Source organism: Winogradskyella sp., assembly GCF_045105575.1.
GTDB lineage: Bacteria > Bacteroidota > Bacteroidia > Flavobacteriales > Flavobacteriaceae > Winogradskyella.
Window position 1 is genome coordinate 52,544 of sequence record NZ_JBGCDQ010000022.1, and the last position, 25,510, is coordinate 78,053.

The following is a 25,510-nucleotide window of genomic DNA, read 5'->3' on the forward strand; positions in this document are numbered from 1 at the left end:
TAGAGCGCTTTTCTCATTATATTTTATTCTCAGTTTAGAGGTGTTTATTTTGCAATATTCACCGCTCTTGTTTCTCTTATCACAGTCACTTTTACTTGTCCTGGATACGTCATATCCGTCTGAATTTTCTGTGAAATCTCAAAAGACAAACTTGCCGCCTTTTCGTCTGTAACACGCTCACTTTCTACAATAACACGTAATTCTCTACCAGCTTGTATCGCATAAGCTTTCTTAACACCTGTAAAAGCAAAAGCCACATCTTCTAAATCCTTAAGACGTTGTATGTAAGAATCTAAAACTTGGCGTCTTGCACCTGGTCTTGCACCAGAAATAGCATCACACACTTGAATAATTGGTGATAACAATGTGGTCATTTCAATTTCATCGTGGTGTGCACCAATGGCATTACATACTTCTGGTTTTTCGCCATGTTTTTCTGCCCATTGCATTCCTAAAATAGCGTGAGGAGTTTCTACATCAGTTTCAGCCGATGGCACTTTACCAATATCGTGTAATAAACCTGCACGTTTTGCCAACTTAGGATTTAAACCTAATTCTGCTGCCATTACTCCACAAAGCTTTGCGACTTCACGCGAGTGTTGTAATAGGTTTTGTCCGTACGACGAACGGTATTTCATACGACCAACCATTTTAATGAGTTCAGGATGTAAACCATGTATACCTAAATCGATAACCGTACGTTTACCAACTTCTATAATTTCTTGCTCAATTTGTTTTTCTGTCTTCTTTACAATCTCTTCGATTCTTGCAGGATGTATTCTTCCGTCAGTCACTAATTTATGCAGAGATAAACGCGCAATTTCCCGTCTTACAGAATCAAAACAAGATAAAATAATAGCTTCTGGTGTATCATCAACTATAATTTCTACTCCAGTTGCTGCTTCAATTGCTCTAATATTTCGACCTTCTCGCCCAATAATTCTTCCTTTAACATCATCGGATTCTATATTAAATACAGACACACAATTATCAACAGCTTCTTCTGTACCGATACGCTGAATGGTATTAATAATAATTTTCTTAGCTTCTTGTTGCGCTGTTAATTTTGCTTCTTCAACGTGATTTTGAATAAAGCCCATAGCATCTGTTTTCGCTTCTTCTTTAAGCGATTCTACGAGTTGCTCTTTAGCCTCTTCAGCAGATAATGAAGAAATAACTTCTAATTGTTTAATTTGGCTTTTGTGTGCCTTTTCAACTTCCTCTTGTTTCTTTTCGAGGAATTCTAACCTGAAATCATAATCCTTTATTTTAGATTCTAAAGACTGATTGGTTTTTTTTGCCTTAGCAAGTTCGCTCGATACCTGAGATTCTTTATCTCTAGTGCGTTTCTCAGATTCTGCCATTTTTTTGTCTCGAGACAAAATCACCTTTTCATGTTCTGCTTTTAGCTCAATAAACTTCTCTTTAGCCTGAAGCATTTTATCTTTTTTAATAGACTCGCCATCTGACTTTGCTTGTTTAATAATCGATTTAGATTCGCGCTGCGCTTCGTTTATTAATTTTGATGCTTTGCCTTTTTCTAGAGATTTAGCAATAATATATCCTAGTATTATCCCTAATACTACTCCTCCAACTATATAAATAATTGTGTTTGTGTCCATTTTTATGATTTAGTTTAATGTATAAAAAAAGCCTATATCAGTTATCGGTTTTGTATAAACTCCTTAAAAACAAGTTTAGGGCTAACAAGCTGATCAAAAATCTGTCTAAGCTACTTTAGATACTGAAATAAATTCAGTATAAAGCACTAACAGCACGATTTTACAACTTAAACTCACCCTTTTTAAAGAATTGATCGTTGAGTTTATCAAAAAATGTAACTAATATAGGCAGTAACCTTTTATTTTAAAGAACGTACGAGTTAGATATGCGTCTGTAAAAGTTCATTCAAAGCCTCTAACTTTTCCTTAACTTCTTCATTAACATATTCCTTATCTATAGATTTTTGCTCTACTTGAGCTGCAAATTGCAAAGCGCACATGGCTAAAACATCTTGCTTATCTCTTACAGAGTAATTTTGCTCAAATTGCCCAATCATCGCCTCAATTTTCTTTGTGGCCTTTCGTAAACCTTCTTCTTGGCTTGGATTTATCGTTAACGGATAAACTCTATTAGCTATAGAAAGTTTAATTTTTAATTGATCTGGCATATACTATAAATTTGCAATTTATTCTGAGAGTTGTCCAATACAATGGTCAATATCTCTAATAAGTGCATTTATTTTGAGTTTTGTTTCTCGTTTATTTTCGTCACTACCAAGCATTGAATTCGCCATTTTGAGTGTATCATGTTTATCAATCCAACCAGCAATTTCTTCTTGTTGCTGTAAAAGCCTTTGCTCCTGCTGCTGTAATTGATTAGAAAGTTTAACATTGGTTTGTTTTAAAACCTCTTGCTTATGCAAAATCTTACTGATTTTATTTTCTAACGCATCAACAATGTCCTCTATTTTACTCATTAAAGCAATTCCCTACTATTGAAACAAAGTTAACATACCTTATTAAAAAATACAATTCTTTTACACTTATTTTTATCTCAAGCCTAAAGAAATTTAATTCCCGACTTAAAAATAAGCCGTCTTATGAGGCTTCAAAATAATAAAGCCTATACATGATCGTTTTAAATGGCTACCCTTTATCATAAAAAAAACTCAGTATCACAGCACCAATTGCAATTTTAAAATGGGATCATCATAAATCCATCAATTCAGAAAAATAATACACTTTTTACAATTGAAAATCCCTATCAAATTAATATTTTAGCTTCATAGTTTATCATATGAAACAATTTTTGCTCGTCTTTTTAATCTCTTGCGCTGTTTATGGACAATCTAAATATCCTCAAGATTACTTCAGAAACCCTTTAGACATTCCCATCGTATTGGCAGGATCTTTTGCCGAATTAAGAGCGACACATTTTCATGCTGGTTTAGATATTAAAACCCAACAAAAAGAAGGACTTAAAGTTTATACTGCCGCAGAAGGTTATGTCAGTAGAATTAAAATTTCGCACTTTGGCTATGGAAAAGCACTTTATATTACACATCCTAACGGCTACACCTCAGTCTATGGACATCTTCAAAAACTATCAAAAAAATTAGAAGACTTTATTAAAGAATGTCAATATGAAAAAGAAAGTTTTGAGGTGGAAATGTTTCCAAATTCCGAAGAACTTATAATTGAGCCTAATGAAATCATTGCCTACTCAGGAAACACAGGGAGTTCAGGTGGACCTCATTTACATTTCGAAATTAGAGATAACCAAGAACGACCAATCAACCCACTACTTTTCGGTCTTGAAGTCAAAGATTCCAAAGCACCATACGTTACTGGAGTATTTGCCTACCCAAAAGATGAAAATGCTACTATTAATGGAAAAAACGAACGTGTAGAATTGCGATTAATACCACAAACTACTGGAGATTACGAGGTAGAAAAAATCACGGCACATGGCAACATTGGTTTTGGAGTCATAGCAAATGACAAGCAAGATTTAGCACCAAATACGAATGGACTATGGAATATTCAAACGTTTTTTAATGGTAATAAAAGTCTCGAAGTCGCTTTTAAACGGTTTAGTTTTGATGAAACCAAGCATATTAAACGTTATGTAGATTATGATCATTACAAACGTAAAAAATCAAAAATTCAAAAACTATTTATTGAAAAAAATAATGCTTTAAGCCTTTTTAAAGATGCTTATGATAATGGCTATGTAACTGTAGAAGATAGCACTGCCTCTATTTATAAAATAAGGATAAGAGATTATCATGCCAATGAAACTTGGGTTAACATACCTGTAAACGGAAAACATGAAAACATTAAACGCGACAGTATTACTGATGTTTCTAAAAAGTCATTAGTCTACAGCGACCAAACAACAACTTTAACATCAGGACTCGTTACTGTTAACTTTTATAAAAATACAGTCTACGACGACACTTATATCGATTTTAAAGTAAGTTCTGATACGCTTTTTCTAGACGAAGACCACATTCCGATGCAAAAGAACTTTTACATTAATTACGATTTAAATAACTATAAGTCTGAACATCAAGACCAGTTATTTATTGCAAGACTCTATGGTTACTATAAAAATCCATATTATGTCACTACCACACGAAAAGGAGATGTTTTAACTGCAAAAACAAAATCACTTGGCACTTACGCATTGGCAATGGATAGTGTTGCTCCAGAAATAACACCAATTAATTTTCAAGATAAAAAATGGATTAGTAAGTACAGATACCTTAAAATTAAGATCACCGACGACTTATCTGGCATTAGTAAATTTAGAGCTACGGTAAATGGAAAATGGATTTTAATGGAATATGATTATAAAACCAACACCCTTACACACGATTTTAACGATAACATCGTTAATGCTACTAAGAACGAATTAAAACTAATCGTTACAGATAATGTTGGAAATAGTTCTACATTTGAAGCGACCTTTTTCAGAAAATAGAACACGTACCTAGACTAAGACAAGTTGGCTTTTGAAAACTGAGACTGCATTGATTTTAAAAATTTAATTTCAACCGAACTAAAAAAATAATATTTGAAACGCTTACATTTTATTGTCTTATCGAGCTTACTTTTTAGTTGGCTTTCATTTTCACAATCTGCCATTATAAGAGGTGTTATTTTAGACGAAACCAATACACCTATAGAAGGGGTTAACATCACCTCAAGTTCTGGTGAAGGTTCGGCCAGTAATAGCAATGGTTTTTACGAACTCAAAATTCCTTTTGGTGTTGAAATCACAGTCACATTTACTCATATTTCACATGAACGCATTGAGCAAAAATTCAACCTTAAAAACGGTCAGGAAATAGAATATAATCCTGTAATGCTAATTGATGTAGCCCAAATTACAACCGTAGTTATTAATACCAATACCAGACAATCTGTAGATGGAGTCACCACGATTTCTCCACAAATGATAAGAACCATTAAAGGAGCACAACCAGGTGTTGAAAATATCTTAAAAACCTTACCAGGCGTTAATATTTCGAATGAATTAAGTACGCAATATTCCGTAAGAGGTGGAAATTTTGATGAAAATCTAGTCTATGTAAATGAGATTGAAGTGTACCGACCATTTTTAATTCGTTCTGGTAACCAGGAAGGTTTAAGTTTTGTAAACACAGATATGGTGCAGAATGTTGGGTTTTCTGCTGGCGGATTTCAGGCTAAATATGGAGATAAATTATCCTCTGTTTTAGATATTACGTATCGTAATCCTGTTGGTTTTGGTATCAGAACAGATTTAAGTTTGTTAGGCGGAAGCATTACTGCGGAAGCCGTTTCAAAAGATGGTAAATTTTCAGGAATTGCAGGTGTGCGTTACAGAGACAATACCTTATTATTAAATAGTCTTGAAACCGAAGGTAACGTAGAACCAATTTTTGCCGATGCACAAACGTACTTAACGTATCGTTTTTCGAGTAAATTTCATCTTAACTTTTTAGGAAACATTTCAGCTAACCAATATAATTTTCAACCTCAAAATAGACAAACTAATTTCGGAACTTTAGACGATCCAGTTGCGCTTTTAGTGGCTTACGACGGACAAGAACAAACCCAATACCAAACCTATTTTGGAGCCTTAAAAGCTAATTATTTTGTGAACGATAAGCTTACGCTAAAACTTATTGGTTCGGCCTACCATGCTTTAGAACAAGAATACTTCGACATTTTTGCACAATACCGTTTAGGAGAAGTCAATACCAATATTGGAGATGAAAATCTGGGAGAAGTAGAATTTAGTGAAGGCATAGGCTCGCAACTTACCCACGCACGGAATGATTTAGATGCCTTTATTGTGAATGCAGAGCATCGTGGTGATTATAAGATTGATGATGAAAGTACCTTAGAATGGTCGGTTAAATACACACATGAAGATATTAGAGATCGCCTGGCAGAATATGAAATTATAGATTCCGCTGGATTTTCCATCCGACCTCCACGTTTCAGTCAACCAAATCCGCAACCGTATGAGCCATTTACTGGACCTCTAACTGCTTTTGAAGACATAAGAGCTTTAAATTTTGTAAAAATAAATAGATTTCAAGCCTTTGTACAATATAGTAAGCGTACCGATTGGGATGGCCACGAAATATTTTACAATGCAGGTATTAGATCACATAGCTGGGAGGTTAGCGGAGAAGCTATTACAGATAGTAAAACCCAAACGGTATTTAGTCCACGAGGTCAATTTGCAATAAAACCCAATTGGGAAAAAGACATGCTCTTTAGAGTGGCTGCAGGTTTATATCACCAACCACCGTTTTATAGAGAATTAAGAGATTCTTCTGGAACCGTACAACCCAATGTTAAAGCACAAAAATCCTTTCATATTGTTGTAGGTAACGAATATAGTTTTGATATTTGGGACAGACCCTTCAAACTCGTCACAGAAGCCTACTACAAAGGCATGACTGACGTTAACCCTTACACGCTAGAAAATGTAAGAATTCGTTACAGAGCAAGAAATAATGCCGAAGCTTATGCTTACGGTTTAGATGTAAGAATTAATGGAGAATTTGTGCCAGGTACAGAATCCTGGTTTAGTTTTGGTTATTTAAAAACGGAAGAAAATATTGACAATCGTGGCTTTATTGCCAGACCAACCGATCAACGTTTAAAGTTTGGTGCTTTATTTCAGGATTATGTGCCCAATATGCCAGATTTGAAAATGTATTTAAATTTGGTCTATAATACTGGTGTTCCTGGTGGATCTCCAAGTTACGCGGATCCATACGATTTTCAACTGCGTTTGCGTGATTACAGACGAGCCGATTTAGGAATTTCATATCAATTGGTGAATCCTGAAAAAACATACAATTCAAAATGGAAAAAATCGTTTAGAGAGCTATCCCTTGGTTTCGAAATTTACAACATGTTCAACAATCAGAACTCTATCACCAATACTTGGGTCAGAGATGTGTATTCGCAACGTCAATTCGCCACGCCTAACTTCCTAACTCCTCGTGTTTTTAATCTGCGCTTATCTGCACGTTTTTAAAGAAAAAGTTGATTTTAGTGAAAATACCGTCAATTTTTTAGCGCAACAGCATAAAAACTCGTTGTTCCGCAAGCCAAAAAATCTATAATTCCTTAAATTTGAGATTAACTAACATCACTTTAGATTACCCTACTAAGCTTTAGTTTAAATCTTTAAGAATTATGAAATTTTCTTTCCTTACCTGTTTTATATGTTGTGTTAGCATTTCGTTTGCGCAACTTAGTGTTCAAAACGATGCTTATATTTTTGTTAATGACGAAGTGCTCTTCGTTACCGACGATGTTAATATTGATGATGCAGATTCTAAAATATACTTAAGGCAAGAAGCGCAACTACTTCAAGGAGCAGGCACGACTGGGAATTCTGGTGTTGGTGAATTGAGTGTTTATCAAAGAGGAAATGTAAACCAATGGAGTTATAACTATTGGTGTTCGCCAGTTGGTAATAATTCTGCAGCTTTTGGTAATGAACCTGCACGTGTTAATTTAATTGATGACGCTACAGGTGTCGCAACACCTGGTGATCCTTTGGGTTTAACAGCTAGTGTCGATGCCGCTTTCACAACATTACCTGACGGTACAGCAACACCATTAACAATTTCACAACGTTGGTTGTGGACCTTTCAAACATCAGATCAATATTTAGAATGGGTGTTTGTTGGAGGAGCAGGTAATATTAGACCAGGTCTAGGTTTTACAATGAAAGGTATGGGAACTGGCGTAACAGGTAATCAGCTTTACGACTTTCGAGGAAAACCAAATAATGGCACTATTACGAATGATGTCGCTACTGGCTTAAATACCTTAGTGGGTAATCCCTATCCTAGTGCCTTAGATTCTGCTGCATTTATTCATGATCCTACAAACCAAGCTTCGATTACTGGCACTTTGTTATTTTGGGAGCAGAGTGGTTTAGTTCCTTCCCATGTTTTACAATTATATCAAGGTGGATATTCTGCTTTTACAATAGATGCACTTGGCAACATTATCACCAATGCACCTGCCGTATTTTTCACTTATGATGAACAAGATAGCCCACCGACAAATTTACCTCCTGGTCCTGGAGGAATTGGCACTAAACAATCCTTAAGGTACATTCCAATAGGACAAGGGTTTATGGTAGAAGGCATAGTTGGTACACCAACTGCACCTGAAGATGTGGTTACAAGAAATTCACATCGTGCTTTTCAAAAAGTAACTGATGGTCAAAGTGTTTTTTTTAGAAGTAGCAGTAATAACTCTAACGATTTGGATGACTCTGAGGGTATTGAATACCAAAGTAACGGCTTATCAATTGTACCAGAAGATTACAAGCGTTTTAGAGTCAACGTCGATTTTACAGTCAACGAAGCACAATATACCAGGCAACTCGTTTTAAATTTTCATGATACAGCAACTGCTGGTTTTGATTATGGTTTAGAACTGATTCGTTCAGAGAATGCTGATTCAGATGCCTACTTTTTATACGATGAAAAAATATTTACAGGTCAAGCCTTCCCTTTCGACGAAACCTTAGCGATTCCTTTAGCTATCGATGTAGAAGAAGATCAACCCTTACGTTTTAGAATTTTTGATATTCAGAATTTTGATGATTCACAAGGTATCTACCTTCATGATACAGAAACTGATATCTACACAAATTTAAGAAATCTAGATCACGAATTGAATATCGTTGCAGGAAGTTATACCAATCGTTTCGAGATTGTATTCTCTAACCAAGCTTTAAGTATTGATGATAACTTGGATGTGTCGTCTGTAAAAATTCAACAAAACAATAACGATCACCAATTAACGATTTACAATCCAAATGGTTTAGATATTACAACCATTGAAGTTTTTGATGTTGCAGGCAAACGCATTATGCAATCAAATTTTGATAGTGTTGAATCGCAATACAATGTATCTACAATGCGTTTAAGCGATGGCGTGTATGTGGTTAATGTAGCATCAAAGGACAGTACTAAAACAAAATCTCAAAAGGTTATTATTAAGAATTAACAAATTCTTTTAAAACAGAAATCACATAATCGAGTTCTTCCTTAGTATTATAAATACTAAAAGAAAAACGTACCGAAGGTTGTTTTAATTTTTCAACATCTAAAATAGCACTTAACACATGCGATTGTTGATTGCTTCCGCTTTGGCAAGCACTACCTTTAGAACAGGCAATCCCTTTTAAATCGAGTTGAAACTGAAGCATCGGAGCTTTTTCTGGCGCAATAGGTAAACACACATTCACTAAAGTATAGGTGCTTTTTTCAGAATTATCGCAACTGCCATTGAAGCTAGCACCTGGCAAATGTGCTTTTATTTGATCTAAAAAATAGGCTTTTAAGTCTGAAACGTAAGTTTTATCAGCTTCAAGATTGGCATAAGAGATTCTTAAAGCTTCATCCATACCCACAATATTATGGATAGATTCGGTACCAGCTCTAAATCCGCGTTCTTGTTCACCACCGAAAATTAGTGGTTTTAGTCCAGATTCTTTTCTTACAAAACAAAATCCGACACCTTTTGGTCCATGAAACTTATGCGCACTTGCTGCCAAAAAGTCAATAGGTATATTTTTCAAATCAATATCATAATGACCTACAGACTGAACCGTATCTGTATGAAATAAAGCATTATATGTTTTACAAAGTTGCGCAACACGTTCAATATCTAAAATATTACCGACTTCGTTATTAATATGCATTAAACTGACAACCGCTTTCTTGCTAGACGCTAATAATTGTTCTAAATGTATGTAGTCTATAGAGCCACATTTCGCCACATCTACAAATTTCAGATTAACATTATATTCTTTTTGTAATTGTTCAGCAGTATGTAAAACCGCATGGTGTTCAATTTTTGAAGTTATAATTTCCGTTACGCCTAAATCTCTAACAGCACTTCGTAATGCTAAATTATCGGCTTCTGTACCACCAGAGGTAAAGACAATTTCAGAAGCATTGACATTAAAATAAGATGCAATATTTTTTCTACATTGTTCCAAAAGCGCTTTTGACGAGCGTCCAAAACTATGGGTCGATGATGCATTTCCGTAACTGTCTTTTAAAACTTGAGTCATACGCTCTATCACTTCAGGTCTTATGGCTGTCGTGGCTGCGTTATCTAAATATACTTGCTTCATCTTGCGTTCAGATTTATGTGCGGTTTAAAAAATCTTAAAAATTATCACCTAGCAACGCTTCATATAAAAAAATTGCTCATTGCAAAAATAGCTTGATAAAGGCAAATGTCATCTCATTTTGATTAAAAATTGTGGTTAACGTGAGTTGTGAGACATCTATTTATTCATAAAATTAATTTAATATTAAAGCGTTATAACTTTACTAATCTATATTTTTGTTTAAAATTAAATTTATGATACGTCAGTTTTATCTTTGTTTTGTTTTAGTGTTTTCAGCTTTTATTATGGGCTGCGATGATGGCGATGTTTTAACGGTAGACTTAGATTTTAGCCAAGAACTCGAGCGCTGTGAAAACTTTGAAGACTTTCATTTAATTTATGATACTAGAGACGATCCTAGTGAGGCACTGATATTAGTTTTTAATAAAAATAACGCAAATGATCAGTTTTTTTTAAATCCAACTACTGTAAATGAGCCTGTCATCCTTAACATTGATCAAAATAATGTGAGATTTATTTACAGAACCTACAATAGAAATCTCAATAGCACTGAACTTTGTGAAATCTTGCCACCTGGAACTTTAAATATACTTGATGACTACGAAGCAGATTCTGGTGAGGTTACAGTGAGTGTTACCATTTTAGACGACGATAATGATGGCATACCTACGGAATTTGAAGGACTCGCAGGCGAACCAGATGAATTTGGACGTTATATGGATTCAACAGATACTGACTTAGATGGTTTACCAGATTACTTAGATTCAGATGACGATAATGACAATGTACCCACACGCTTAGAAATTGATAATAGTGATGAAGATAATAACCCTTTTACGAACCCGATGAATACGGACTTTGGCCTAACTAACGGAGATAATTTGCCAGATCATTTGGATCCTGACGATGATGGAGATGACATACCTACACGGTTAGAAGATGTTAACGGTGATCAGGACCCAAGAGGTGTAGAAGACGAAGTTGTCAACACAGAAGGTGACGATATATTTCGTTATTTATACAATCACCCAATTGCCGAAGAAGGTTTTCCTGATTCTGGAAAAAAAGTAACACTTTACAATAGAGTAGTTACGACTCGGTTTACAATAACTGGAATTGATTTAGAAATCTTAAGAAGTACATTCGTTGATTTTGGAACATTAATTGGACCTTCATTACAAATTCTACCAGAAATATTTATAGAAGATGATGAAGACTAAGGCTCCACATTCTGTAAAATTTTTATCTCAGTAGCACCTAATCCATAGGTTTTATAATCTGCATCATAGCAAATGACATTATTATAACGACTAAACAGTGTTTTTAATTCTTGCCGAAGGACGCCTTCACCTACTCCATGGATAAATACAATTTTAGGAATGCGTTTGCGCATGGCAAATTCTAACTGCCCTTTAGCAGTGTCTAATTGTAAATTTAGCATATCAAAATTGGTCATTCCTCGAGACGACTTTGTTAAATGATGAATATGCAGATCGACTTCAAACTTAGGCGCATTGCGTTCTTTTGGTTTTACCGTTGGTACTGATTTTCGTTTTTTAGCGGCTTTCTCTCTTTTTATAGCTTCAAAATCCGTGTTATAAACGGAGTGTTCAATTGAATTTTCAGTACTAGAAAGGATCAGTTCATTGGCTTGAAATTGTAAATCGAAACCTTCAGCATCTTCAACTGTAATTTCGTTTTCCGACATTTTTGTAATGACTCCTCTAATGTCATCATCTATGGTTTCAACGCTGTCGCCTATCTTAAACCTCATCTTCTTTTTCCGTTTTAATAAATGATTCTTCTTCCTTATCGAACTTACTAGGAATATTTCGAGACATTCTATAGATGCCAAACATTAATACTACAATGCCGCCCATTAATAAATAGGTGTTTTGTGATTCCTCCGCTTGTGCATAGACGGCAATAATACCACCTACAACTATGCAGATAAAATTAATCATTCGAGATAGATTCATAATAACGTTTTAATACCTACAAAAGTAAGGTTTAGAAAAATTATTTAATGCAATTGAAGAAGTATTTCGCAAATTGTTAATTTAGCAGCATGTTATTATTTACAAAAGGACTCGAAGATTATATGCTCCCTTGTTTTTGGAAACAGACCTTTAATGTAGATTGCATGGGTTGTGGCACACAGAGATCTGTTGCCTTAATTTTAAAAGGCGATTTCATAGGAGCTTTCTATATGTATCCTGCTATATATTCTCTTATTTTAATGTTTCTATTTCTTTTAGTACATCTGAAATATAAATTTAAGCATGGTCATCGTATTATTTTAGGGCTATTTATCTTAAATATTAGTATTATTGTAATAAGTTTTATTTTAAAAACCTTTTAAATCAACTAAAAATGGAAAAACAACAAATACCAAATGGTACTTTAGTCCTAGTAATGGGAATTTTATCAATCATAGGCTGCTGCTTCTATGGTATTCCTGGATTAATTTTCGGAATCGTAGCTATAGTTCTCGGTGGTAAAGCAACCAAAGTTTATGCGGCTGCACCAGACGATTACACAGGTATCGGTAATGTAAAAGCTGGTAAAATAATGGGAATCATCGGTGTCGTTTTAAGTATCTTAATGATTTTATTTTATGTATGGATCTTAACAACTTTTGGATGGGAAGCCATGCAAGATCAAGAATTAATGCAAGAAAGAATGCAAGAATTATTTGGACAGCCAATGTAAGCTACCAAATGTTATAGAAACAAAAAAGCGATTTTCTTAATTGAAAATCGCTTTTTTTTATACGTTTTTTTGAAAAATCTATTTTTCAAATTGCTTTAAAGTGCTTGTGATTATAGACACACAATCTAATAATTGGTCTTTAGTCATTACCAATGGTGGAGCAAAACGAATGATATTACCATGTGTTGGTTTTGCTAATAATCCATTATCTCGTAATGCCAAACAAATATTCCAAGCCGTATCGCTATCTTCAGTATCATTTATTAAAATAGCATTTAATAACCCTTTTCCACGGACTCCATTAACAATAGAACTGGTTTCTATGAATTTAGACAATTCTGCTCTAAATAATTCTCCTAAGTCTTGTGCGTTGTTTGCTAATTCTTCATCCTTTATAACTTCTAAAGCTGCCATACCAATGGCTGCAGCAACAGGATTACCACCAAATGTACTACCATGATTTCCTGGTTTAATAACATTCATAATAGCATCATTTGCTAAAACTGCAGATACAGGATAGGCACCTCCACTCAAAGCTTTACCTAATATTAAGATATCAGCTTTTACTTCTGGTGTGCCAGAACAATGCTTATCGGTACAACTACAATTTCCGCAAGTGGCTAATAAGCGACCTGTTCTTGCAATACCTGTTTGTACTTCGTCTGCAATAAATAAGACGTTATGCTTTTCGCATAAGGCTTTTGCTTTAGCCAAATAACCATCACTTGGCACATAAACTCCTGCTTCTCCTTGAATTGGTTCTACTAAAAATCCAGCGATATTCGGGTTGCTATTTAGTGCGTTTTCTAAAGCTTCAAGATTGTCATATTCAATTTTAATAAACCCTTTAGTGTAAGGTCCAAAGTTTTTTCGCGCTACAGGATCATTACTAAATGAAATGATTGTTGTTGTTCTTCCATGGAAATTGTTTTCACAAACTACAATTTCGGCTTCGTTCTCTGCAATACCTTTAACTTCATAAGCCCATTTTCTACAGATTTTTAAAGCTGTTTCCACTGCTTCGGCACCTGTATTCATTGGTAACAATTTATCGAAATGAAACGTTTCGGCAGCATATTTTTCAAACTTACCTAGCATATCATTATAAAATGCTCTTGATGTCAAAGTTAAGGTTTGTGCCTGATTGGTCATTGCACCAACAATTTTCGGGTGACAATGGCCTTGATTTACCGCAGAGTATGCAGATAAAAAATCGTAATATTTCTTTCCTTCTACATCCCAAACATGCACTCCTTCTCCTCTACTCAGTACTACTGGTAAGGGATGGTAATTGTGCGCACCATACTTGTTTTCTAAATCTATCGCTTCTTGCGATGTTACTTGGTCTAAAACAGCCATAAAATAAATTTTTAAATGAATAAAATATCCATTCCTTATCTACCTTTATCCTTTCGAGAAGTCGAAAATTCAGCGTGGGAAAGAAATCATCCCTGAGAATTTGCAAATTACGAATAATCTTGCTGAATTAAAATTAGTTGGCGTCAGAAATTTTTCCAGAAAGTGATGACACCTGAAGTTCAAGGCGTTTTATTTCTCTAATAATCGCTTTCTTATCCATTTGCATCCAAGAAAATAATTTTAACATACTAGACCCAAAAAGACTTATCGTCCCGAAAATTCCCCATTTAATGAGCTCGTTAGTTGCTTCGGCACTACAGAATTGAATAGCGCAATAAATAAAGAAACCAAAAAAGACGACTTGTACTAAACTCATTATAATAACGATCCAGCTGTTTTTTCCTGAAAAAATTCCAAATACACTCTGTAAAAGGTTTTGCTCTTCTAAATCATCATAGAATTTAGCTTCTTCTTGCGTTAATGTGTCTTTAATTAATTGATCGATGTCTTCTGTGTTAGTTTTCATAATTTTTGTGTTTTAATGTTATTTTTAATTTTTCTCTAGCATGAAACAGTCGCGATTTTACTGTTCCAACGGATATGTTTAGTAAGTCACTTATCTGTTTTATGCTATACGATTGGGTATAGAAAAGGCCTATAATCACTTTCTGGTTTTCTGGTAATTGATTGATGGCTTTTAATAACCGTTGTTTTAACTGTTGGTTTTCTAAATCGTCTTCTGCGTCATCTTCAATGTCTTTATTATCATTAAATGGTTGCTTTTGTTGTTTTGATTGTAATCGTAACCAATCCGTTGCTTTATTAATTACAATTCTGTACGCCCAATATTTAAATTGCTTCGGTTCTTTTAAATGTTCTATTTTATTGATGATAATGCTCCAACTATCTTGTGCAATATCCTTTGCAGCCTCTTTATCTTTAACCAACCAATATGCTTTATCACAGAATAGTTTATGCCATCGCTTTACCAAAGCTGCGAGTGCTTTTTTATCACCAGCTTTGTATGCTTTTACTAACTTCTCATCTATTTCTTGGTTAGTTTTCAATATAACTTAGTTTGTTTGGTGGCTATTTATGACGCTTCTAATCTAAAGACGTAGAAAAATTAAAAAGGTTCAAATTATTTTAAATATTTTAAAGTTAAGCTAAATAATACAGATCCGATTCAGGCTCACTATTTGTAAAATTGCAGCTATATTTGCACATAAACAATCCTAAAAATGCCAAAAAGAGAACGCAATAAATTTGTAAAACGCGGACAAATTATAGACATCTTAATCGAAGGTTATGCTTTTGGAGGCAAAGGCATTGGACGTATACGAAACGAACATGGCGAATTTGTGGTGTTTGTTCCCAACACCTTACCTGGTCAGTTGGTGAAAACGCAAATTAAAAAAAGTAGTAAAAAGTACGCTGAAGGCAAACTATTTGAAGTTTTAAAACCCTCTGAAGACGAAATTGAACAACCTTACCAAAGTATTCCTGGTGCTCCATATATTAATCTACCTATTGAGAAACAACACGAGTACAAAAAGGAAAGTACCCTTCAATTATTTAAGCGTATCGGTAAAGTTGCTGATATTGAAGCTAAATTTGATGAATTTGTAACCTCTCCAAACACCTTTCATTATAGAAATAAAATGGAATATGGCTTTTCCGCGATTGGTTATAACCACGAGTTGAAAACTGATGTGGACGAATTCACGCTTGGCTTTAAAAAACGCGGCACTTGGTGGTGTGGAGATAATTTGAATAAAGATTCAGGATTGTTTGATGCTGAATTTGAAAATAATTTAAAACACATTAGAACCTATTGTATTGAAACAGGTTTAGATCCTTGGCATGCACCAAAACGCGAAGGTTTCTTTCGTTATTTTGTAGTTCGGAAATCCTTTAAAACCAATCAATTGTTATTTAATTTGGTGACCACTTCACCCGAATTAGATAAATTTGATTTAGATAAATTCGCAAAGTATTTGGTAGAACTTTTTGGCAATCGTGTCGCAGGATTGTTACATACCATAAACGATGAAACAGGAGATAGAACCATTGCTACGACAGGACGTATTTCGCTAGTTTATGGAGACGATAAAATTGTAGAAGAATTATTAGGTTTAAATTTTGAAATTAGTATGAAAAGCTTTTTTCAAACCAACCCAAAATGTGCTGAAAAACTATATACAAAAGTGGTTGATTATGCTTTAGAAAACAAAGACGCTATTGACAACACTATTGTTTTAGATCTATTCTGTGGTACAGGAACTATTGGTCAAATTATAGCCAATAAATCTACAAATACAAAAATTGTAGGTGTAGATATTGTCGCTGCTGCCATTGAAGATGCTAAAGAAAATGCGAAGCGTAACCATATTGAAGGTTTAAAATTCTATACAGCAGATGTGGGTAAATTTTTAACCGAGCATCCAGAATATACAAATAAGATACGTACTATTATTTTAGATCCTGCTAGAGCTGGTATTGCACCAAAAACGCTTAAAAAAATAATAAACCTCAATGCAGACCGTTTGGTTTATGTATCTTGTAATCCGGCAACACAGGCCAGAGATACAGAACAATTAATGGAAGCTGGTTATGACATTAAAAAAATGAGCTTGGTAGACCAATTTCCGCACACAGCACATATTGAAACCGTCGTTCTTTTTGAAAAATAACAAACTCTGAAAACAATTAATTTGAAACGCATACTTCTTTTTCTAAGCTTTATTTTACTAATAATTGTAATTACGTTTAGTTGCGAACGCGATGATATTTGCCCTGAATCAACTGAAACAACTCCACGTTTAATTATAGAATTTTATGATTTTGAAGATTCTGAAGTCTTAAAAAACGTACCACGACTTACAGTTTATGGAGAGGGCATCTTTGTAGATGACAATGGTGTACCGTTTGAACCCGAAGAAGCAACAGACGGGATTTTATTAGAAACATCTGCTGGTGCCGAACCTACCTTTGTTTTTAATACCAATAAAAACAGAATAGCCTTACCTCTAAAAATTGCTGATGATTTAGGAAACGACTTTGTAACAACGCGGTTTATTTTGGAGCGTGATACCAACTTAAGACTCGATACTGAAAATCCGACCACATCTAACAAAGATATTTTAGAAATCCGATATAATTCAGAATTTATATATGTGTCAAGAGCTTGTGGTTACAAGAGCTTATTTAATAGTTTAGAAGTTGAAGAAAATGGCAATGATGGCAGCTTATGGATACGCAATATTATAGAAGACCCAAGTTTGGAATCTGGAATAACCAATGAAAACACAACACATGTTCGCATCTTGCATTAGAAGTCTTGCTATACTACTGTTGTTTTCTACGATGGTATTTGCGCAAGATGAGAAAAAAATAGTTAACGATACTTTAGTCTTCAAACAAAAATATGGATTAAGACTTGGTGCAGATATCAGCAAACTGGCGCGCACTTATTTTGACGACAACTATTCTGGTTTTGAAATTATGGGAGATTACCGAATCACAAAACGCATCTATATTGCTGGAGAAATTGGTAACGAAGAACGCACTTTGGAAACAGACTTTTTAAATAATACTACAAAAGGCAGCTATTTTAAAGCTGGTATTGACATGAATTTCTACACCAACTGGCTCGATATGGAAAATATGATCTATGGTGGTTTCCGTGTTGGAGCAAGTTCCTTTAGCCAAACCCGAAATAGCTATACCATTTACGATGTTAATAACCAATATTGGGGCGAACAATTTATTGTCGATGAAGCCCAAGAATTTAATGGTTTATCAGCGCTTTGGGTAGAATTGATTGTAGGCTTAAAAGCTGAACTTTTTAATAATTTTTTCGCAGGTATTAACGTGCAATTAAAAGTGCTTGCAACTGAATCTGAAATTGACAATTATCAAAATTTATATATTCCTGGTTTTAATAGAACGTTTGATAGTAGCCGAATTGGTGCTGGTTTTGGGTTTAACCTGTCTTATTTAGTCCCAATTTTTAAGAAGGATAAAATTGTGGTTCAAGAGAAGGAAGTGGAATAGTAATAACTTTAAATTCCAAGCTCGATAACTATCGAGACAAAAACGAAATTCTAATTTAATACGCATATAATCTGTATTCTTAGTTTAAAAGCAAAGTGATCCTCATTCTAACAAAATAAATCCCTATCTTTTCTTTATTAAATTAAAGTCTATGCATAAAGATGATATTGCTGATTTAATTGAAGCTAAGCATGTTGAATTAATAGCGTGGTTAGAACATCAAACCGCTGAATCTTGGACACAAGGACCTGCAAATAAATGGACTGCAGGACAGCAGGCTTTGCATCTTTTACAAAGTATCGTTCCTTTGAATAATGCCTTAAGTATGCCAAAATTCTTATTGCGTTTTAAATTTGGACGTGCCAACAGACCTTCTAAAACTTACGATGATCTCGTAAAACGCTACCATGAACGTTTATTAGAAAAAAAAGGTGAAACGTTTAAAGGCTCTCGTAACATGAAAATACCTCCACTTTCAGATAAACAGTATATTTTAAACCGACTACAAACAGAGCACAAAAAACTGCAATACAAAACCAAACGTATTAGCGATAGAAATTTAGACCTTTTGGTTTTACCACATCCGCTAATGGGTAAAATGCCAATTCGTGAAATTATCATGTGGACGACTTGCCATGTGGACCATCATACTGAGATTTTGAAGCGTAATTATTAATAATCTCGTTTTGTATTACCGAATTTATTTAAACCTCTTATTGGTGAATAAAGTGAGATTCTGAACCAAGTTTAAAACCAGAACAATTAAAAATATTACAACTAAAGACGTTCTAAATACTCTAAAACATTCCCTTCAATCCGATTCTGAATATCAGAAACATCACCTTTCACAAAAGTGTCACCTGTAATATTTTCATACAATTCAATATAACGTTCACTTACAGACGTAATATAATCATCATTCATAAACGGCACTGTTTGGCCTTCTAAGCCTTGAAAGTTGTTAGCTATTAGCCATTGTCTCACAAATTCTTTAGACAGCTGTTTTTGAGCTTCACCTTTATCTTGGCGTTCTTGATAACCTTCTGCATAAAAGTAACGCGAGGAATCTGGTGTGTGAATTTCGTCAATCAATACAATTTTTCCGTCTTTGGTTTTCCCGAATTCGTATTTCGTATCTACTAAAATTAAACCGCGTTCTGCTGCGATTTCTGTGCCGCGTTGAAATAACTTTTTGGTATAATCTTCAAGCACTAGATAATCTTCCTCAGATACAATACCTTTTATTATGATATCTTCTCTAGAAATATCTTCATCATGGTCTCCCATTTCGGCTTTAGTAGCTGGCGTAATTATGGGTTCTGGAAATTTATCGTTTTCCTTCATGCCTTCTGGCATTGGCACTCCGCAGAGCATGCGCTTACCAAGTTTATATTCGCGTGCAGCGTGGCCAGACATATAACCTCTAATGACCATTTCTACTTTAAACGGTGTACACAAATGACCAATAGCAACATTCGGATCTGGTGCAGCAACCAACCAATTAGGTACTAAATCTTCAGTAGCCTTCATCATTTTGGTTGCAATCTGATTGAGAATTTGACCTTTAAAAGGAATGCCTTTTGGCATCACCACATCAAAAGCACTTAAGCGATCTGTAGCAACCATAACTAATTGCTCATTGTTAATATTATAAACCGCTCTTACTTTTCCTTTGTAAACGCTTTTTTGATTCGGAAAATTAAAATTGGTATCTATTATGGTATTTGCCATTATTTGAATCTATATTTTTTATTTAAAAATTTGGGATGGTACGAACAAGTCGAGACTTGTCCCTAAATACATCCCATACAAACTATTATTTCACACAATTTTCCCCTTTTGAATATTTTATTTTATAAGTATAAAAATGGATATTATTTATGTCAATGCTCTGTGCGGACAAGTCGCGACTTGTCCCTACGTTAATCCCGATTCTCAATACTCTTATAAGCCGCTATCACCTTTTTTACCAATTTATGGCGAATGACATCTTTATCATCTAAATATATCATGCCAATACCTTCCACATTTTTCAACACCAAAAGGGCTTCTTTTAATCCAGAAATGGAACGACGTGGGAGATCAACCTGACCAGGATCACCAGTAAGCATAAACTTGGCATTTTTACCCATTCGGGTTAAAAACATTTTCATTTGGGCATGCGTTGTATTTTGGCCTTCATCTAAAATCACAAAGGCATTATCCAAGGTACGACCACGCATAAAGGCTAATGGAGCGATTTGAATTACGCCTTTTTCGATATAACTTTCTAATTTTTCGTGCGGAATCATATCACGCAAAGCATCGTACAAAGGTTGCATGTATGGATCTAATTTTTCCTTTAAATCACCAGGAAGAAATCCTAAATTTTCACCAGCTTCTACCGCAGGACGCGTTAATATAATACGCTTAACTTCTTTGTTTTTTAAGGCTTGAACAGCAAGAGCAACACTAACATAGGTTTTACCAGTACCAGCAGGGCCAATAGCAAAAACCATATCGTTTTTACGCATGCTCTCTACTAGTTTACGCTGATTTGCAGTTTGTGCTTTTATCAATTTACCACCAACACCATGCACTATAACTTCGCCACTTTTAGTAGAGGTCTTATAATCATCACTGCTTTGGCTGGTTAAGACACGCTCAATAACATTTTCATCTAGCTTATTATATTTGGCAAAATGCTTAATGAGCATCGTCATTCTGCGATCGAACTCTTCGAGTAAATCTTCATCTCCATAAGCTTTAATTGTATTACCTCTGGCAACCAATTTAAGTTTAGGAAAATACTTTTTAAGTAAAACGATATTTGCATTTTGAGCACCGAAAAATTCTTTTGGTGTAATTTCTTCAAGTTCTATAATAAGTTCATTCAAAAGCCTGTTTGATTTAATGTGTTAATCTATTTTCTTTTCTTAGTTTTGTATACACACAAAGCTAATAATTTTACAACCACAATTCTTAAAAAAATATCAACAATCAATCCATGGCGATAATCACTTTAACGACTGATTTTGGAGAAAAAGATCACTTTGCAGGAGCCATAAAAGGAGCTATTTATAGCGAACTTGAAGCGATTAGAATTGTAGATATTTCGCATTCCGTAGCGCCATTTAATATTTCGGAAGCGGCATATATTATTCAAAATGCTTATAGTAGTTTTCCTCAAGGAACGATTCATATTATAGGAATTGATTCTGAGTTAAACCCTGAAAACAAACATATTGCAGTAAAACTAGACGACCATTACTTTATCTGTGCCAACAATGGTATAATGAGTATGGTTTGTGCCGAAATTGCTCCACAGAAGATCGTTGAAATTAATATCCATGATAGAGTAGAAACCAGTTTTCCTGTATTAGATATTTTTGTAAAAGTCGCTTGCCATATTGCACGTGGTGGTACCTTAGAGGTAATAGGAAAAGTTATTAACACTATTAAACCTATTAAAAATTTAATTCCGTTTGTTAATGACGAACAAAACCAAATTATTGGAAGTGTTATTTATATCGACAATTACGGTAATGTGGTGACTAATATTAAACGAAAGTTTTTTGAAAATGTTCAGAAAACCAGAAAGTTTGAAATTTCAGCAAGAAACCACAAGTTTGAAAAAATACACAATAGGTTTAGTGATATCATAGATTTTAAAATTGAAGAATCTAAACGCACCGTTGAAGGTAAAGGTTTGGTTGTTTTTAATTCGTCTGGGTATTTAGAAATTGCAGTTTATAAAAGTAATTGCAGTACCGTTGGTGGAGCTTCAACCTTAATGGGTTTAAAAAACATGGATACGGTTACTGTTAATTTTAAAAGTTTACCATCAGTGCTTCCGCGAGGTGTTGACGCCTAAAATCATAGTCATAATAGAATTTTCGTTAGTAAAGATTAAAATAGGGTTTTAAAATATGTTAGTAAGAATTGTAAAAATGAGTTTTGAACCTTCAAAAATTGAAGAATTCTTGGCTAATTTTGAAATGGTTAAAGAAAAAATTCGAAATTTTGAAGGCTGTCAGTTTTTAGAACTTTATCGTGATCAGAATAGCACCAATATATTTTTCACCTACAGTTATTGGAATTCTGAAGATGATTTGAATACGTATCGCCATTCAGACTTATTTAAAGGAGTTTGGGCAAATACGAAACCCATGTTTAATGCTAAGGCTGAAGCCTGGAGCGTCGATAAATTGGCGAGTTTGGATTGACGATGTACGAATTAAGAATTAAGAATTAAGGTAAAAAAAATGTATATCGCTAAGGCGCAAAGACGCAATACTGAATACTGAACACTGAACACTGAACACTGAAAATTAACAAATGCTCGCAATACTTAAAAAAGAAATAAACACCTTCTTCGCCTCGCCAATTGGTTATTTGGTTATTGGTGTATTTCTATTATTAAACGGATTGTCCCTTTGGGTATTTAAAGGCGAATTCAATATTTTAGACAATGGTTTAGCAAGTTTATCTCCGTTCTTTTTATTGGCTCCGTGGATTCTTATTTTCTTAGTACCTGCAGTTACCATGCGCAGTTTTAGTGATGAAAAAAAACAAGGTACTTTAGAGCTACTCGTCACTAAACCTATTTCTCATTTTCAAATTGTACTGGGCAAGTATCTTGGTGCTTTTGTTCTTATTATAATAGCACTGATACCAACGTTTCTTTATGTGTACACGGTTTCGCAATTAGGAAATCCGGAAGGCAATTTAGATATGGGAAGTACCATTGGGTCGTATTTTGGGCTGCTCTTTTTAATTGCTGCTTATACTGCTATTGGTGTGTTTGCGTCTACGCTTTCTGATAATCAGATTGTTGCTTTTATAATCGCAGTGTTTATTTGTTTCTTTTTCTATTTTGGATTTGAAGGACTGTCCAACTACACCCTTTTTGATAATTTGGTCTATTTAGAAAACTTAGGCATGTCTGCACATTATAATAGTATGAGTCGTGGAGTTATTGATACTAGAGATTTGGTCTATTTTATAAGTATTGCGTTTGCGTTCTTATTGTTTACAAAACTGAGAATCCAAAAACAATAATATGATTATTACACCTTTACTTGTCGTGTTTCTTGTGGTTGTTTTTATACTCCTGTTTCTGTTTTTAAACACGGTTGATAAACGCAAATGGTTATCTGCATTACTAAGTTTAGTCTTAACACCTTTGGCATTTTTCTTTATGTTTTATCCGATGCTAAATATTTTTAGTAGCTACCACCATCAAAAATATTTTGATAGCGAGGCTTGGCTCGAAAATCCAGCATTGCGTTACGAAATGATTGATAACACCATAACTTCAGATACGCTTATTGGTACTTCAAAAGAGGAGATCACAAATTTACTTGGTAAAGAAGAATGGTTATCTTGGGACGATGCAAAAAAAGCGCATGATACTAACAAATGGAATTACGGACTTGGCATAGAACCTGGTGCATTTACAGACACCAAAGATTGCGTGGAAATTACATTTCAGAATAATAAAGTCGTTGCCGTTAAAACTTATGAAGAACCAATAACGTACGAGAATGAAACAAAATAAATCTATACTTTATAGTGTGGCTATTGTCATCGGACTTATTGTTGTGAATGCAATAGCTGGTTCGGTGTACCATCGCTTCGATTTAACTAAAGACCAACGCTATACACTTTCGGAGGTTTCAAAAAATTTAATAAAAGACTTAGATTCGCCTTTAATTATAGATATCTTTTTGGAAGGTGATTTTCCTTCAGAATTTAGATTACTTCAAACTGAAGTGAAACAACTGGTAGATGAATTTCAGCTTGAAACCAATCAAGTTATCGTCAATTACATCAACCCTATTGAAGATGAAACCACACGTCAACAATATATTGAAGAATTGACCAAACAAGGCTTAGAACCTTACATCAATACTGACAATAGCACAGGTAAAGTGACGCAAGATATTATTTTTCCTTGGGCTTACGCTAGCTATAGAGACAAACGGGTTAAAATTCCACTATTAAAACGCAGTATTACTCAAGGTTTACAAGAACAAATTAACAATTCAGTACAAGCTTTAGAGTATGCGTTTGCGGATGGTTTTAGTAAATTGGTAAATGCAAAAGCTAAAAAGATTGCTATTTTAAAAGGCAACGGTCAATTAGATGATATTCTTATTGCAGATTTCCTTAAAACCATTAAACCCTATTACAATATTGCACCTTTTACTTTAGATAGCGTAGCCAGTAATCCGCAAAGCACCTTAAATAAATTAAAAGCATATGACCTTATAGTTTCAGCAAAGCCAAGTGTTGCATTTTCTGAAAATGAAAAATTAGTTTTAGACCAATACGCCATGAGCGGAGGAAAAAGCCTTTGGCTTACAGAAGCTGTGGTTATGGATAAGGATAGTTTGTATAACGACACAGGCACCAGTGTTTCTATAATGCGCAACTTAAATTTGAATGATTTTTTCTTTAAATACGGAGTACGCATTAACCCTGTTTTAGTAAAAGACCTCTTCTCTGCTCCCATAATGCTAGCCATTGGCGAAGGAAGTGAAGCACAAATGCAACCCATTCAGTGGCAATATTCGCCTTTGGCTGCCGCTAATCCTGGACATCCGATTACTAAGAATTTAGACCTAGTGCGATTTGATTTTTCGAGTCCGATAGACACTTTAAAAAATACTATTAAAAAGTCTATTCTTGTTCAGAGTTCACCAAAGTCTAAAACGGAAGGTGCACCAACTACCATTTCATTAGCCAACGTAATGAACGCGCCTGATGAAGCCAGTTACAATTTAGGACCTCAAAATTTAGCAGTCATTTTAGAAGGTGAATTTTCATCGGTTTACGACCAACGTGTATTGCCTTTTAAAGTCAAGGATTTTAAATCAAAAAGTATAGCGACCAAAATGGTTGTTATTTCCGATGGAGATGTCATTAAAAATGATGTGATTAAAAACAGACCTCAAGAACTCGGTTTTGATCAACTTACAGGAAAATCTTTCGGTAACAAAGAGTTTTTGCTCAATACCGTTAATTATCTATTAGACGACAACGGACTTATAAACATAAGAGCCAAAGACATCAACATTGCATTTTTAGATGCCGAAAAAACCAAGGAAACTAGAGGCACTTGGCAATTTATTAATATGGCTTTGCCACTTATAATTTTAGGGTTATTTGGATTTTTATTTAATTACTTAAGAAAGCGCAAGTACGCCTCTTAAAATTT

At 34.4% G+C, this 25,510-nt stretch carries 26 protein-coding genes and 1 other RNA gene; 15 read left to right on the top strand and 12 right to left on the bottom strand.

Annotated features, from left to right (window positions below; all coding sequences use genetic code 11):
• Positions 1-44: 44 nt before the first annotated feature.
• From rny to AB8B52_RS05310, 4 genes are all read right to left on the bottom strand, one after another.
• A complete protein-coding gene (gene rny, locus AB8B52_RS05295; RefSeq protein WP_406025951.1) occupies positions 45-1,622 on the bottom strand; it encodes a ribonuclease Y in 1,578 nt (525 codons plus the stop codon).
• A gap of 56 nt (positions 1,623-1,678) precedes the next feature.
• Positions 1,679-1,825: non-coding RNA, 6S RNA (ssrS, locus tag AB8B52_RS05300), on the bottom strand.
• A gap of 57 nt (positions 1,826-1,882) precedes the next feature.
• The gene (locus tag AB8B52_RS05305) at positions 1,883-2,170 is read right to left on the bottom strand and encodes a cell division protein ZapA (RefSeq protein WP_406025953.1); all 288 of its coding nucleotides are present in this window, start codon (positions 2,168-2,170) and stop codon (positions 1,883-1,885) included.
• 18 nt (positions 2,171-2,188) lie between these two features.
• A complete protein-coding gene (locus tag AB8B52_RS05310) occupies positions 2,189-2,479 on the bottom strand; it encodes a hypothetical protein (protein ID WP_406025954.1) in 291 nt (96 codons plus the stop codon).
• Between the two features lie 320 nt (positions 2,480-2,799).
• Between AB8B52_RS05310 and AB8B52_RS05315 the strand changes: the two genes are divergently transcribed.
• The 3 genes from AB8B52_RS05315 (at position 2,800) to AB8B52_RS05325 (ending at position 9,047) form a co-directional block, all read left to right on the top strand.
• Positions 2,800-4,488 carry a M23 family metallopeptidase gene (locus AB8B52_RS05315; RefSeq protein ID WP_406025956.1) on the top strand — a complete coding sequence of 563 codons (1,689 nt, stop codon included), beginning with the start codon at positions 2,800-2,802 and terminating at the stop codon, positions 4,486-4,488.
• 93 nt (positions 4,489-4,581) lie between these two features.
• Positions 4,582-7,050, top strand: a complete 2,469-nt coding sequence (locus tag AB8B52_RS05320) for a carboxypeptidase-like regulatory domain-containing protein (RefSeq protein WP_406025958.1) — start codon at positions 4,582-4,584, stop codon at positions 7,048-7,050.
• Between the two features lie 161 nt (positions 7,051-7,211).
• On the top strand, positions 7,212-9,047 hold the full coding sequence (locus AB8B52_RS05325; protein ID WP_406025960.1) for a T9SS type A sorting domain-containing protein: 1,836 nt from the start codon (positions 7,212-7,214) through the stop codon (positions 9,045-9,047).
• Here AB8B52_RS05325 and AB8B52_RS05330 read toward each other — a convergent pair.
• Positions 9,037-10,182: a cysteine desulfurase family protein gene (locus AB8B52_RS05330; protein WP_406025962.1), complete on the bottom strand. Its 1,146-nt coding sequence runs from the start codon at positions 10,180-10,182 to the stop codon at positions 9,037-9,039. The two genes, AB8B52_RS05325 and AB8B52_RS05330, sit on opposite strands and share 11 nt — an antisense overlap.
• A 233-nt stretch (positions 10,183-10,415) precedes the next feature.
• Here AB8B52_RS05330 and AB8B52_RS05335 point away from each other — a divergent pair, with 233 nt between their 5' ends.
• Complete coding sequence (locus tag AB8B52_RS05335; protein ID WP_406025964.1) at positions 10,416-11,402, top strand: hypothetical protein; 987 nt, start codon at positions 10,416-10,418, stop codon at positions 11,400-11,402.
• Here the strand turns inward: AB8B52_RS05335 and AB8B52_RS05340 are convergent.
• Both AB8B52_RS05340 and AB8B52_RS05345 read right to left on the bottom strand, forming a co-directional pair.
• Positions 11,399-11,956: a DNA mismatch repair protein MutS gene (locus AB8B52_RS05340; protein WP_406025966.1), complete on the bottom strand. Its 558-nt coding sequence runs from the start codon at positions 11,954-11,956 to the stop codon at positions 11,399-11,401. The two genes, AB8B52_RS05335 and AB8B52_RS05340, sit on opposite strands and share 4 nt — an antisense overlap.
• On the bottom strand, positions 11,946-12,146 hold the full coding sequence (locus tag AB8B52_RS05345) for a hypothetical protein (protein ID WP_406025968.1): 201 nt from the start codon (positions 12,144-12,146) through the stop codon (positions 11,946-11,948). The genes AB8B52_RS05340 and AB8B52_RS05345 overlap by 11 nt, the downstream gene beginning before the upstream one ends.
• Positions 12,147-12,283: 137 nt before the next feature.
• Between AB8B52_RS05345 and AB8B52_RS05350 the strand changes: the two genes are divergently transcribed.
• Together AB8B52_RS05350 and AB8B52_RS05355 are read left to right on the top strand one after the other, a co-directional pair.
• On the top strand, positions 12,284-12,544 hold the full coding sequence (locus AB8B52_RS05350) for a DUF2752 domain-containing protein (protein ID WP_406026049.1): 261 nt from the start codon (positions 12,284-12,286) through the stop codon (positions 12,542-12,544).
• 11 nt (positions 12,545-12,555) lie between these two features.
• Positions 12,556-12,894, top strand: a complete 339-nt coding sequence (locus AB8B52_RS05355) for a CCC motif membrane protein (RefSeq protein ID WP_406025970.1) — start codon at positions 12,556-12,558, stop codon at positions 12,892-12,894.
• 78 nt (positions 12,895-12,972) lie between these two features.
• Here the strand turns inward: AB8B52_RS05355 and rocD are convergent, their stop codons facing one another.
• The 3 genes from rocD to AB8B52_RS05370 form a co-directional block, all read right to left on the bottom strand.
• Positions 12,973-14,253 (bottom strand): ornithine--oxo-acid transaminase, encoded by a 1,281-nt coding sequence (gene rocD / locus AB8B52_RS05360; RefSeq protein ID WP_406025972.1) that lies wholly within the window; start codon positions 14,251-14,253, stop codon positions 12,973-12,975.
• A 133-nt stretch (positions 14,254-14,386) separates the two neighbouring features.
• Entirely contained in the window at positions 14,387-14,779 is a 393-nt protein-coding gene (locus AB8B52_RS05365; RefSeq protein ID WP_406025974.1) for a DUF6768 family protein, read from the bottom strand.
• Complete coding sequence (locus AB8B52_RS05370) at positions 14,769-15,320, bottom strand: RNA polymerase sigma factor (protein WP_406025976.1); 552 nt, start codon at positions 15,318-15,320, stop codon at positions 14,769-14,771. Before AB8B52_RS05370 ends, AB8B52_RS05365 begins: the two co-directional genes overlap by 11 nt.
• Before the next feature lie 174 nt (positions 15,321-15,494).
• Between AB8B52_RS05370 and rlmD the strand changes: the two genes are divergently transcribed.
• The 4 genes from rlmD to AB8B52_RS05390 all read left to right on the top strand — a co-directional run bounded on the left by rlmD (position 15,495) and on the right by AB8B52_RS05390 (position 18,985).
• Complete coding sequence (rlmD, locus tag AB8B52_RS05375; protein WP_406025978.1) at positions 15,495-16,946, top strand: 23S rRNA (uracil(1939)-C(5))-methyltransferase RlmD; 1,452 nt, start codon at positions 15,495-15,497, stop codon at positions 16,944-16,946.
• A gap of 21 nt (positions 16,947-16,967) precedes the next feature.
• Positions 16,968-17,588 (top strand): DUF6452 family protein, encoded by a 621-nt coding sequence (locus tag AB8B52_RS05380; RefSeq protein ID WP_406025980.1) that lies wholly within the window; start codon positions 16,968-16,970, stop codon positions 17,586-17,588.
• The gene (locus AB8B52_RS05385; RefSeq protein ID WP_406025982.1) at positions 17,554-18,309 is read left to right on the top strand and encodes a DUF6048 family protein; all 756 of its coding nucleotides are present in this window, start codon (positions 17,554-17,556) and stop codon (positions 18,307-18,309) included. Before AB8B52_RS05380 ends, AB8B52_RS05385 begins: the two co-directional genes overlap by 35 nt.
• Before the next feature lie 151 nt (positions 18,310-18,460).
• Complete coding sequence (locus AB8B52_RS05390; protein ID WP_406025983.1) at positions 18,461-18,985, top strand: DinB family protein; 525 nt, start codon at positions 18,461-18,463, stop codon at positions 18,983-18,985.
• Between the two features lie 101 nt (positions 18,986-19,086).
• Here AB8B52_RS05390 and AB8B52_RS05395 read toward each other — a convergent pair whose 3' ends face one another.
• Both AB8B52_RS05395 and AB8B52_RS05400 read right to left on the bottom strand, forming a co-directional pair.
• A complete protein-coding gene (locus tag AB8B52_RS05395) occupies positions 19,087-20,040 on the bottom strand; it encodes a phosphoribosylaminoimidazolesuccinocarboxamide synthase (protein WP_406025985.1) in 954 nt (317 codons plus the stop codon).
• 191 nt (positions 20,041-20,231) lie between these two features.
• Entirely contained in the window at positions 20,232-21,185 is a 954-nt protein-coding gene (locus AB8B52_RS05400; RefSeq protein ID WP_406025987.1) for a PhoH family protein, read from the bottom strand.
• A gap of 110 nt (positions 21,186-21,295) precedes the next feature.
• On the opposite strand from AB8B52_RS05400, the gene AB8B52_RS05405 reads away from it, so the two are divergent.
• The 5 genes from AB8B52_RS05405 (at position 21,296) to gldG (ending at position 25,505) form a co-directional block, all read left to right on the top strand.
• Positions 21,296-22,162 carry an S-adenosyl-l-methionine hydroxide adenosyltransferase family protein gene (locus AB8B52_RS05405; RefSeq protein ID WP_406025989.1) on the top strand — a complete coding sequence of 289 codons (867 nt, stop codon included), beginning with the start codon at positions 21,296-21,298 and terminating at the stop codon, positions 22,160-22,162.
• 55 nt (positions 22,163-22,217) lie between these two features.
• On the top strand, positions 22,218-22,514 hold the full coding sequence (locus tag AB8B52_RS05410) for a putative quinol monooxygenase (RefSeq protein WP_406025990.1): 297 nt from the start codon (positions 22,218-22,220) through the stop codon (positions 22,512-22,514).
• A 112-nt stretch (positions 22,515-22,626) separates the two neighbouring features.
• Positions 22,627-23,349 carry a gliding motility-associated ABC transporter permease subunit GldF gene (gldF, locus tag AB8B52_RS05415; protein WP_406025992.1) on the top strand — a complete coding sequence of 241 codons (723 nt, stop codon included), beginning with the start codon at positions 22,627-22,629 and terminating at the stop codon, positions 23,347-23,349.
• A gap of 1 nt (position 23,350) precedes the next feature.
• Positions 23,351-23,848 (top strand): hypothetical protein, encoded by a 498-nt coding sequence (locus AB8B52_RS05420; RefSeq protein ID WP_406025994.1) that lies wholly within the window; start codon positions 23,351-23,353, stop codon positions 23,846-23,848.
• Positions 23,835-25,505, top strand: coding sequence for a gliding motility-associated ABC transporter substrate-binding protein GldG (gene gldG / locus AB8B52_RS05425; RefSeq protein ID WP_406025996.1), 1,671 nt, complete (start codon positions 23,835-23,837; stop codon positions 25,503-25,505). Before AB8B52_RS05420 ends, gldG begins: the two co-directional genes overlap by 14 nt.
• Positions 25,506-25,510: the final 5 nt, after the last annotated feature.

What these genes read in the sequence shown, in the direction of transcription:
- AB8B52_RS05350 (WP_406026049.1), top strand. Translation starts at nt 12,284, where the DNA reads ATGCTCCCTTGTTTTTGGAAACAGACCTTTAATGTAGATTGCATGGGT.
- AB8B52_RS05385 (WP_406025982.1), top strand. Translation starts at nt 17,554, where the DNA reads ATGAAAACACAACACATGTTCGCATCTTGCATTAGAAGTCTTGCTATA.
- rocD (WP_406025972.1), bottom strand. Translation starts at nt 14,253, where the DNA reads ATGGCTGTTTTAGACCAAGTAACATCGCAAGAAGCGATAGATTTAGAA.
- AB8B52_RS05420 (WP_406025994.1), top strand. Translation starts at nt 23,351, where the DNA reads ATGATTATTACACCTTTACTTGTCGTGTTTCTTGTGGTTGTTTTTATA.
- AB8B52_RS05345 (WP_406025968.1), bottom strand. Translation starts at nt 12,146, where the DNA reads ATGATTAATTTTATCTGCATAGTTGTAGGTGGTATTATTGCCGTCTAT.
- AB8B52_RS05390 (WP_406025983.1), top strand. Translation starts at nt 18,461, where the DNA reads ATGCATAAAGATGATATTGCTGATTTAATTGAAGCTAAGCATGTTGAA.
- AB8B52_RS05335 (WP_406025964.1), top strand. Translation starts at nt 10,416, where the DNA reads ATGATACGTCAGTTTTATCTTTGTTTTGTTTTAGTGTTTTCAGCTTTT.
- AB8B52_RS05330 (WP_406025962.1), bottom strand. Translation starts at nt 10,182, where the DNA reads ATGAAGCAAGTATATTTAGATAACGCAGCCACGACAGCCATAAGACCT.
- AB8B52_RS05305 (WP_406025953.1), bottom strand. Translation starts at nt 2,170, where the DNA reads ATGCCAGATCAATTAAAAATTAAACTTTCTATAGCTAATAGAGTTTAT.
- gldG (WP_406025996.1), top strand. Translation starts at nt 23,835, where the DNA reads ATGAAACAAAATAAATCTATACTTTATAGTGTGGCTATTGTCATCGGA.
- AB8B52_RS05355 (WP_406025970.1), top strand. Translation starts at nt 12,556, where the DNA reads ATGGAAAAACAACAAATACCAAATGGTACTTTAGTCCTAGTAATGGGA.
- rny (WP_406025951.1), bottom strand. Translation starts at nt 1,622, where the DNA reads ATGGACACAAACACAATTATTTATATAGTTGGAGGAGTAGTATTAGGG.
- AB8B52_RS05310 (WP_406025954.1), bottom strand. Translation starts at nt 2,479, where the DNA reads ATGAGTAAAATAGAGGACATTGTTGATGCGTTAGAAAATAAAATCAGT.
- AB8B52_RS05315 (WP_406025956.1), top strand. Translation starts at nt 2,800, where the DNA reads ATGAAACAATTTTTGCTCGTCTTTTTAATCTCTTGCGCTGTTTATGGA.
- rlmD (WP_406025978.1), top strand. Translation starts at nt 15,495, where the DNA reads ATGCCAAAAAGAGAACGCAATAAATTTGTAAAACGCGGACAAATTATA.
- AB8B52_RS05325 (WP_406025960.1), top strand. Translation starts at nt 7,212, where the DNA reads ATGAAATTTTCTTTCCTTACCTGTTTTATATGTTGTGTTAGCATTTCG.
- AB8B52_RS05365 (WP_406025974.1), bottom strand. Translation starts at nt 14,779, where the DNA reads ATGAAAACTAACACAGAAGACATCGATCAATTAATTAAAGACACATTA.
- AB8B52_RS05340 (WP_406025966.1), bottom strand. Translation starts at nt 11,956, where the DNA reads ATGAGGTTTAAGATAGGCGACAGCGTTGAAACCATAGATGATGACATT.
- AB8B52_RS05410 (WP_406025990.1), top strand. Translation starts at nt 22,218, where the DNA reads ATGTTAGTAAGAATTGTAAAAATGAGTTTTGAACCTTCAAAAATTGAA.
- gldF (WP_406025992.1), top strand. Translation starts at nt 22,627, where the DNA reads ATGCTCGCAATACTTAAAAAAGAAATAAACACCTTCTTCGCCTCGCCA.
- AB8B52_RS05395 (WP_406025985.1), bottom strand. Translation starts at nt 20,040, where the DNA reads ATGGCAAATACCATAATAGATACCAATTTTAATTTTCCGAATCAAAAA.
- AB8B52_RS05405 (WP_406025989.1), top strand. Translation starts at nt 21,296, where the DNA reads ATGGCGATAATCACTTTAACGACTGATTTTGGAGAAAAAGATCACTTT.